Here is a 5,476-nt window from a genome sequence, read left to right on the forward strand (position 1 = left end):
TGGACCACACCAACACGCTCTCGGAGGTCACCCACAAGCGCCGGCTCTCGGCCCTCGGGCCGAGAGCCGGCGCTTGTGGGTGACCTCCGAGAGCGGGTTGGTCTGGTCCATGAACTGCGACAGCTGCGACGAGCCGAAGAACTCCTTGATCGCCGCGATGACGGGCTTGGAGTTGATCAGGTCGTGCGGCATCGCCGAGTCGATGTCCTGGTGGACCGACATCTTCTCCTTGATCGCCCGCTCCATCCGGACGAGGCCGATGCGGAACTGGTTCTCGAGGAGCTCGCCGACCGAGCGCACGCGCCGGTTGCCGAGGTTGTCGATGTCGTCGAACCGCCCGACGTCCTTGCGCAAGCGCAGGAGGTACCCGACGACGTGGTAGATGTCCTCGGGGGTGAGGGTCCGCGTCTCGAGCGAGCCCTGCGATTCCATCTTGATGTTGAACTTGAACCGGCCGACGCGCGAGAAGTCGTACTTCTTCGGGTCGAAGAACATCCCTTCGAAGAGATTCTTGGCCGACTCGTACGTCGGCGGGTCGCCGGGGCGAAGCCGGCGGTAGATCTCGAGGACCGCCTCGTTCTTGGTCTTGTGCGTGTCCTTCCGGATCGTGTTGACGAGGACGTCGCCGCCCAGGTCCCACTCGGGGAAGATCAGCTCGACCTCCTTGATCCCCTTGGCCTTGAGCGCTTCGACGCCGCCGGGACCGACCTCCTGGCCCGCTTCGAAGAGGACCTCGCCCGACGCCAGATCGACGATGTCGGAGAGGAAGCACGCCTTCTCGACCTGCTCCTGCGCGACGGAGACCTCGACGGCGCCCTTCTTCTGGATCTCCTTCTGCTGGTCGATGTCGAGCTTGATGCCCGCGAAGATCGGCTTCGTGTCGCGCTTGACCCGCGCGAACCGGTCCTTCAGGTCCTCCTGGCGGAGCACCTCGGGGCCGACGGCGAGGAGCGCCCGGCCGCGCTCGAAGCGCGCCTTCACCGGGGCGTAGAACTGTCGGAGGATCGACTCGTCCGTCTCGAGCCCGAGCGCGCGGAGGAAAATCGTCGCCGGGAACTTCCGCTTCCGGTCGATGCGGACGTAGAGGATCCCCTTCTGGTCGAACTCGAACTCCACCCACGAGCCGCGGTACGGGATGATCTTGGCGAGGTATCCGTGCGCGCTCTCGCGCGTGAAGAAGACGCCCGGCGAGCGGTGGAGCTGCGAGACGATCACGCGCTCCGTGCCGTTGATGATGAAGGTGCCGTGCTCGGTCATGAGAGGGATGTCGCCGAAGAAGACTTCCTCCTCCTTGGCGTCGCGCATCGTGCGCGCCCCCGTCTCGGGATCCTTGTCGTAGACGAAGAGGCGGAACGTCACCTTCAGCGGGACCGAGAAGGTCATTCCGCGCTCCTGGCACTCGGCGACCCCGTACTTCATCTGGAGGTCGACGGGGTTGGAGCAGACGTCGCAGAGCGTGACTTCGTTCTTGTTCTGGTGCCCGCACCGGGGGCACTGCACCACTTCCTCGTGGGGATGGGCCGTGATGATGCGCGCCTTGCACGACGCGCAGGTCATCCGGAGGTACTCGAGGTCGCGCAGGCGCCCGCACTTGCACTCCCAGTTGCCGATCGAGTACTTCACGAACTGGAGCTCGCACAGCCCCCGGAAGTCGGCGAACGGGAAGATCCCGTTGAACACGGCCTGGAGGCCGACCTCCTCGCGCTCCTCCTGCAGGAGGTTCATCTGGAGGAATTTCTCGTACGAGCGCCGCTGCACGTCGATGAGGTTCGGCAGGTCCATGAAGGCGCGGATCTTCGAGAAATCCTTGCGCTCGCGTACGTTCGCTTGCAACGTCATGCCCTATGACTCCTTGTCTGCACGGAAGGCAGACGGGGGCCGCCGAGGGCGGCCCCCCTGTTCGTTTCCCCGGTCAACAACACGTACCTCGAATCGGAACTACTTGACCTCGACCTTGGCGCCCACTTCCTCGAACTTCTTCCTGATGTTGGCGGCGTCGTCCTTGGAAACCCCCTCCTTGAGCGTCTGGGGAGCCCCGTCGACCAGGTCCTTGGCTTCCTTCAGCCCGAGACCCGTGACCTCGCGGACGACCTTGATGGTCTTGATCTTGTCGCCGGCGGCGGCGAGGACGACGGTGAACTCCGTCTTCTCCTCTTCGGCCGGCGCCGCGGCCGCGGCGGGAGCGGCGGCCGCCGGCATCGCCATCGCGGCGGCCGAGACCCCGAACTTCTCCTCGAGCGACTTGACCAGGTTGTTGAGCTCGAGCACCGACATGGACTCGATTTCCGAGACGAACTGTTCGACGTTCAATGCCATTTCCCTCTCCTAAAAATCTTCAGGCGCCCGGCGCGGCTTCGGCCGCGGGAGCGGATTTCTCTTTCTGCTCGCGGATCTGCGAGAGCACCGACGCCAGGTTGCGAACCGGGCCGTTCATCACGGTCACGAGCCGGCGAACCGGTGATTGTAGCATGAAGAGCAGCCGTGCGACGAGCTGCTCGCGCGACGGGAGATCGGCGATCGCCTGGATCTGGGCCGCCGGGATTGCCCGCCCCTCGACCACCGCCCCCTTGAAGGAGATCGCCGTGTTCGTCTTCGCGAAGGTCGTGAGGATCTTCGCGAGCGACACCGGCGAGTCCAGGTTGTAGGCGACCGCCGTCGGTCCCACGAAATGAGTCCCCAGCGGCTCGAGCGCGCCGCCCTTGATCGCCAGGAGCGCGAGCGTGTTCTTCACGACGACGTAGGACGATTTGGAGTCCCGAATCTGCCGGCGCAGCTCGGTCACGGCGGGGACTTTGATCCCCGTGAAACCGAGGACGAAGGCGTTCTTCGCCGCCCCGAGCGAGCTCCGCAGCTCTTCTACCGCGGAATTCTTCTCTGTTTTGTTCATCTTACAGACCCTCAACGGCCGCGACGTCGATTTTCACGGCGGGGCCCATCGTTGAAGAAAGCGAAACGGAGCGGAAATATTTCCCCTTCGCCGCCGCCGGCTTCGCCCGATGGATCGCATGGATCAGCGCCTCGGCGTTTTCCTTGAGCTTCTTCTCGTCGAAAGACATCTTGCCCACGGGAGCGTGGATGATCGAGGTCCGGTCCACCCGGAATTCGAGCTTTCCGGCCTTGATCTCCGTCACCGCCCGGGCGACGTCGGGGGTCACCGTGCCCGCCTTCGGGTTCGGCATCAGGCCCCGCGGCCCGAGGACCTTCCCGAGACGGCCGACCGACCGCATCATGTCCGGGGTCGCGACGAGGGCGTCGAAGTCGAGGAACCCGTCGGCGATTCTCTGCGCCAGGTCCTCGCCTCCGACGATGTCGGCGCCGGCAGCTTCCGCTTCCTTGACCTTCTCCCCCGAGGTGATCACCGCGACCCGCTTGGACTTGCCGAGTCCGTGCGGGAGGATCACCGTTCCGCGGACCATCTGGTCGGCGTGCTTCGGATCGACGCCGAGCAGGAGAGCGACGTCCAGGGTCTCGTCGAACTTGGCGAACTTCACCTTCTTCGCGAGCTGGATCGCCTCCTCGAGCGGGTAGGGTCGGTCCTCGATCTGGGCCTTCGCGGCCTGAAACTTCTTTCCTCTGGTACTCATCCGCATCCTTTCGTCGTGCCAACGGCCTCTTTGGGAGGCCTCCGACCGTTTATCGCCCGCGACGTCCCCTGGGCGCTGACTCGCCCCGCCGCGGACGGGTTTCCCCCTGTCAAACGACGTCGAGACCCATATTCCGGGCCGTTCCGGCGATCGTCTTCACCGCCGCCTCGAGCGATCCGGCATTCAAGTCCGGCATCTTGAGCTTCGCGATATCTTCGACCTGCGCCTTCGTCACCTTCCCGACCTTGACCTTGTTCGGCTGGCCGGAACCCTTGGCCACCCCGGCCGCCTTGAGCAGCAGGACCGGCGCGGGGGGCGTCTTCGTGATGAAGGTATAGGAGCGGTCGGCGAACACCGTGATCACCACGGGGATGATCAGCCCCTTGTCCTTCGCGGTCCTCGCGTTGAAGTTCTTCACGAAGTCCATGATGTTGACGCCCGCCGGCCCGAGCGCGGTGCCGACCGGCGGCGCCGGGGTCGCCTCCCCCGCCGGGATCTGGAGCTTGATGTAGCCGGTGATCTTCTTCGCCATCGCCTTCCTAAACCTTCTGGACCTGCAGGAAGTCCAACTCGACCGGCGTCGCCCGGCCGAAAATCGTGACCATCACCCGGAGGGTGGAACGGTCGAGGTTGACGTCCTCGACGACGCCCGTGAAGTTCGTGAACGGCCCGTCGGTGATCCGCACCGTCTCGCCGTGCTCGAACGTGTGACGCGGCTTCGGCTTTTCCTTGGTCGAGTGGACCTGGTGGAGGATCTGCTCGACCTCCTCGTCGGTGAGCGGCGTCGGCTCTTTGCCGGACCCGACGAACCCCGTCACCTTCGGAGTGTTCTTGACGAGGTGCCATGCCTCGTCGGACATCTCCATCTCGACGAGGATGTAGCCGGGGAAGAACTTGCGGTGGATCTCCCGCCTCTTGCCCCCCTTCATCTCGACGAGCGTCTCGGTCGGGATGCGCACGTCGCCGAACGCGTCCTTCATCCCCATCGCCTCCACGCGCTGCAGGAGGTTCTGCCGGACCCGGTCCTCGAACCCCGAGTACGTGTGCACGATGTACCAGCGCTTCTGTCCCGTTGCCGTCGCCATCGCCGTCATGCTCCGAACAGCTTGTAGATCCAGTTGACCGCCGGCACGAGGACCACGTCGCATCCCCAGAGGTAGAACCCGATGATGAACGTCGCGACGATCACCACGACGCTGGTGTTGACGACCGTCTTGCGGTCGGGCCAGGTGCACTTCTTCGCTTCGGCGGTAACTTCGCGGACGAACGTCCGCGTGTTCGGCCACCACTGTGAGATCGCTGCCATCGTCTATCCTCGTCCTTCACCGGAAAAATGGCAGGGGTGGAGGGACTCGAACCCCCAACATCCGGTTTTGGAGACCGGCGCTCTACCAATTCGAGCTACACCCCTAATGTGGGAGGCATCTGAGATCGTGGTTGCCCCCGCCGGGTTGAAGCGGACGAGCCGCTTAACCCGGCGACGGAGAACGTCGCCGGCCCTGATGCCCGCCGCTCGATTCGAGCGAGGCGGCCCAATCCGAAGGCCCGGACCGCCCTCGCCGATCTCGAGAAGCTCCGGAAAACGCATCAGACCTTGCCTTCCTTGTGCGGCGTGTGCTTGCGGCAGAAGCGGCAGAACTTGCTGCGCTCGAGCTTGTCCGTGTTCGTCTTCTTGTTCTTCGTGGTCGTGTAGTTCTTGCGTTTGCACGCGCTGCACGCCAGAGAGATGATGTCCTGCACGTCCGCCCCCTTACTGAATGATCTCGGTGATGGTTCCGGCGCCGACGGTGCGGCCGCCCTCGCGGATGGCGAACCGCAGCCCCTTCTCCATGGCGATGGGCGTGATCAGCTCGATCTCCATCGCCACGTTGTCGCCCGGCATCACCATCTCC

General features: G+C 64.5%; 9 protein-coding genes and 1 tRNA gene. All 10 read right to left on the reverse strand.

Features of this window, described 5'->3' with window-relative positions; translation table 11 throughout:
- Positions 1–27: 27 nt before the first annotated feature.
- Positions 28–1,839, reverse strand: coding sequence for a hypothetical protein (locus VKH46_16455; GenBank protein HKB72429.1), 1,812 nt, complete (start codon positions 1,837–1,839; stop codon positions 28–30).
- A 99-nt stretch (positions 1,840–1,938) separates the two neighbouring features.
- A complete protein-coding gene (gene rplL, locus VKH46_16460) occupies positions 1,939–2,316 on the reverse strand; it encodes a 50S ribosomal protein L7/L12 (protein HKB72430.1) in 378 nt (125 codons plus the stop codon).
- 19 nt (positions 2,317–2,335) lie between these two features.
- Complete coding sequence (gene rplJ / locus VKH46_16465) at positions 2,336–2,887, reverse strand: 50S ribosomal protein L10 (GenBank protein ID HKB72431.1); 552 nt, start codon at positions 2,885–2,887, stop codon at positions 2,336–2,338.
- 1 nt (position 2,888) lies between these two features.
- Positions 2,889–3,584 (reverse strand): 50S ribosomal protein L1, encoded by a 696-nt coding sequence (gene rplA, locus VKH46_16470; protein ID HKB72432.1) that lies wholly within the window; start codon positions 3,582–3,584, stop codon positions 2,889–2,891.
- 109 nt (positions 3,585–3,693) lie between these two features.
- Positions 3,694–4,116, reverse strand: a complete 423-nt coding sequence (rplK, locus tag VKH46_16475; GenBank protein HKB72433.1) for a 50S ribosomal protein L11 — start codon at positions 4,114–4,116, stop codon at positions 3,694–3,696.
- 7 nt (positions 4,117–4,123) lie between these two features.
- Entirely contained in the window at positions 4,124–4,669 is a 546-nt protein-coding gene (nusG, locus tag VKH46_16480) for a transcription termination/antitermination protein NusG (GenBank protein HKB72434.1), read from the reverse strand.
- A gap of 5 nt (positions 4,670–4,674) precedes the next feature.
- Positions 4,675–4,890: a preprotein translocase subunit SecE gene (gene secE, locus VKH46_16485; GenBank protein ID HKB72435.1), complete on the reverse strand. Its 216-nt coding sequence runs from the start codon at positions 4,888–4,890 to the stop codon at positions 4,675–4,677.
- Between the two features lie 28 nt (positions 4,891–4,918).
- Positions 4,919–4,995, reverse strand: a tRNA-Trp gene (locus tag VKH46_16490).
- A gap of 176 nt (positions 4,996–5,171) precedes the next feature.
- Positions 5,172–5,324, reverse strand: coding sequence for a 50S ribosomal protein L33 (rpmG, locus tag VKH46_16495; GenBank protein HKB72436.1), 153 nt, complete (start codon positions 5,322–5,324; stop codon positions 5,172–5,174).
- A 10-nt stretch (positions 5,325–5,334) separates the two neighbouring features.
- Positions 5,335–5,476: elongation factor Tu (tuf, locus tag VKH46_16500; GenBank protein HKB72437.1), on the reverse strand; the 142-nt coding region annotated here is incomplete at its 5' end.

This window comes from Thermoanaerobaculia bacterium, assembly GCA_035260525.1.
In the GTDB taxonomy this organism is placed as follows: domain Bacteria; phylum Acidobacteriota; class Thermoanaerobaculia; order UBA5066; family DATFVB01; genus DATFVB01.